This is a genomic window from Marinobacter guineae (genome assembly GCF_002744735.1).
Lineage (GTDB): Bacteria > Pseudomonadota > Gammaproteobacteria > Pseudomonadales > Oleiphilaceae > Marinobacter > Marinobacter guineae.
The window spans coordinates 1-2,006 of the sequence record NZ_KZ319350.1 but is presented as its reverse complement, the minus strand read 5'-3'; the positions used below and the strand labels follow the sequence as shown (position 1 = coordinate 2,006).

The 2,006-nt window shown below is 52.6% G+C and carries 3 protein-coding genes; all 3 read left to right on the top strand.

Annotated features, from left to right (window positions below; all coding sequences use genetic code 11):
- The first annotated feature begins 223 nt into the window (after window positions 1–223).
- The 3 genes from CLH62_RS21545 (at window position 224) to CLH62_RS20790 (ending at window position 1,477) form a co-directional block, all read left to right on the top strand.
- Window positions 224–358: a hypothetical protein gene (locus CLH62_RS21545; protein WP_265734816.1), complete on the top strand. Its 135-nt coding sequence runs from the start codon at window positions 224–226 to the stop codon at window positions 356–358.
- Window positions 359–722: 364 nt separating this feature from the next.
- Window positions 723–1,139, top strand: coding sequence for an antirestriction protein (locus CLH62_RS20795; RefSeq protein ID WP_099620077.1), 417 nt, complete (start codon window positions 723–725; stop codon window positions 1,137–1,139).
- Window positions 1,140–1,219: 80 nt separating this feature from the next.
- Window positions 1,220–1,477 (top strand): hypothetical protein, encoded by a 258-nt coding sequence (locus CLH62_RS20790; protein ID WP_099620076.1) that lies wholly within the window; start codon window positions 1,220–1,222, stop codon window positions 1,475–1,477.
- Window positions 1,478–2,006: the final 529 nt, after the last annotated feature.

Sequence of the window (2,006 nt, the reverse complement as noted above, 5' to 3'; positions counted from 1 at the left end):
GGGCTCTGCCCGATCCCGGCGGCATCCGGACAATCAAGATCATCACAGAGCGCGGTGCAAGCGTTTTCTAAGATCAATTCGGGTTCTAGGAGGGTGTTTTGATCACTGAAAAATATACAGAAAGATTGACGATAAATAGGAAATAATGGTATTATTATCCTGCACTTAGGGAATATTCTAAGCGCCACGCTCGCCGGTGTTACGAGGCGATGGAGTAAGAAAAATGAAAACCAAGCTGCAACTAGCCAAGTACGGAAAATGGATTATCGCCGTATTGCTTTTGGCTACCGTCTTGGGTTCCGAGGTTGATTTCCGTTTTGTGTCCAAGGATTGGACGCTGGAACTTCATATCAAGTAACCCTTAGGGGGCCGAAGTCTGGCCCCCACTTTCTCAGGGAGAGGTATCGTGAAAGATGAACTGAAAGCGGTCGGGATCGCGTTTCTGGTTGCCGGTACAGCCTTCGTTGCGACGAGTCGAGTGGACTTTAGGGCATCGGTAGCTCAACCCAGCTATCTGCATTTGGAGTGGCCCAGGAGCATGAGCAACCCGTTAATCACATTAGTGGCTGGAAAGATTCCGGCTCAAAGATAAAACTAGGGCTTTAAATGTTGCCTTAAAAGTTGACAAAAGGCGACCTATAAACGATAATTTCAGAGTGGTCAGCAGTTGCTGGCCCCCGTGTTTCGCCGGCGGTTTCGAGGCGAGTTAGGAGATTCCCACCATGAGTGCAACCGCACCCTGTTTGTCCAGCGCTTCGGCGTCTGTTTTCAAATTCCGCAAAGCGGCTTTTCCACACTATTTGAGCGCGTACCGCGCTGAGATTGAGCAAACCGTTTTCTCGGTAATGGCTGAGTGGCAGCCGCAATTTCGTGGTGCCCAGTGGCTTTATCTTGCCACCAACTCCGCTGGCTTTTTCATGGAGCCGGTGATCAACGAGCGCCTCAAATTGTTCAACCCTCGGAACCTGGTAGCTGTACGCGCAGATGCGACGACCGCAGGCATGGCGTTGTCGTTGGTAGCGTTTACCCGCCTTGCGTGTTTCACCGGTGATCCCGTGTTTTACACGGCTTATAACCGATTGTGGCTCGACGCCATGGATTCGGAACACGCCAAAGACATCAAGCGGTTGATCGCTTAACCGAACTGCTACCCGTCACGTTACCCGTGGCGGGTAAGCACAAAAATTATGGGTTACCCGTGGCGGGTAAGGAGCTACACATGGACACGTTGATCTATTTGCGCAGTGCGGCCGATCTGGCGATGTACGACGAGTTTGAACTGGTAACAGTGACCGGTGGAGGGGTGCATTCTCATTCAGTGTTTGGTATCGCCGGAAAACGCCGTGACAGTCTGGGTGATTTTGTCACACGTCGCCACGCTGTTCTGTTTGCAGATTTGTGTGAGAGCACGCGCGATCTAAGGCGCAGCATGGGTGAGATGAGATTGCTCGGGAGGGATCGCCATGCGTCTCTATGATCATCGAGCACGAGCCGTGGTGCGGGCATTTTCAAAGCGAAAGCCGATTCGGCTGGGACCAATGACGGGCAGGCAGTTTCGGGACCTGGTTATTCACATCCAAAAACGTAAGGAAACAGCAGCATGAGTTTACTAGGGAAAGAGGTAAGGTTTACCGCTCAGTTTTTGAGGGATACCGGCCAACACGTTGGGGATTGGCCCTTGAAACGTGGAACCGTAGTGAGGGAGCTACCACTATCGGAAGGGAAGTCTCTGGTCACGGTCGATGATGCTGCGTTCGGGGAATGGAAAGCTCACAGTGCTAACGTCGAGGTGGTTAAGAACTGCCGAAATGCAGCGAGAGAGAATCGATTGCCTGGTTGTTTGGATGAAGGCGTTCAAGCATAGCGGGAAACCGAGGAATGGTGTTTCGGTCGGGAACCGATTGGTTTTCGGCCGGCCTTCTTAGTTGGGTGATGAACACCTGGGCGCGCCCTTCGGGGCGGGCTTCTCCGGGTTCGCTATTCGCTCATCCCGCGTTGCGGGACTG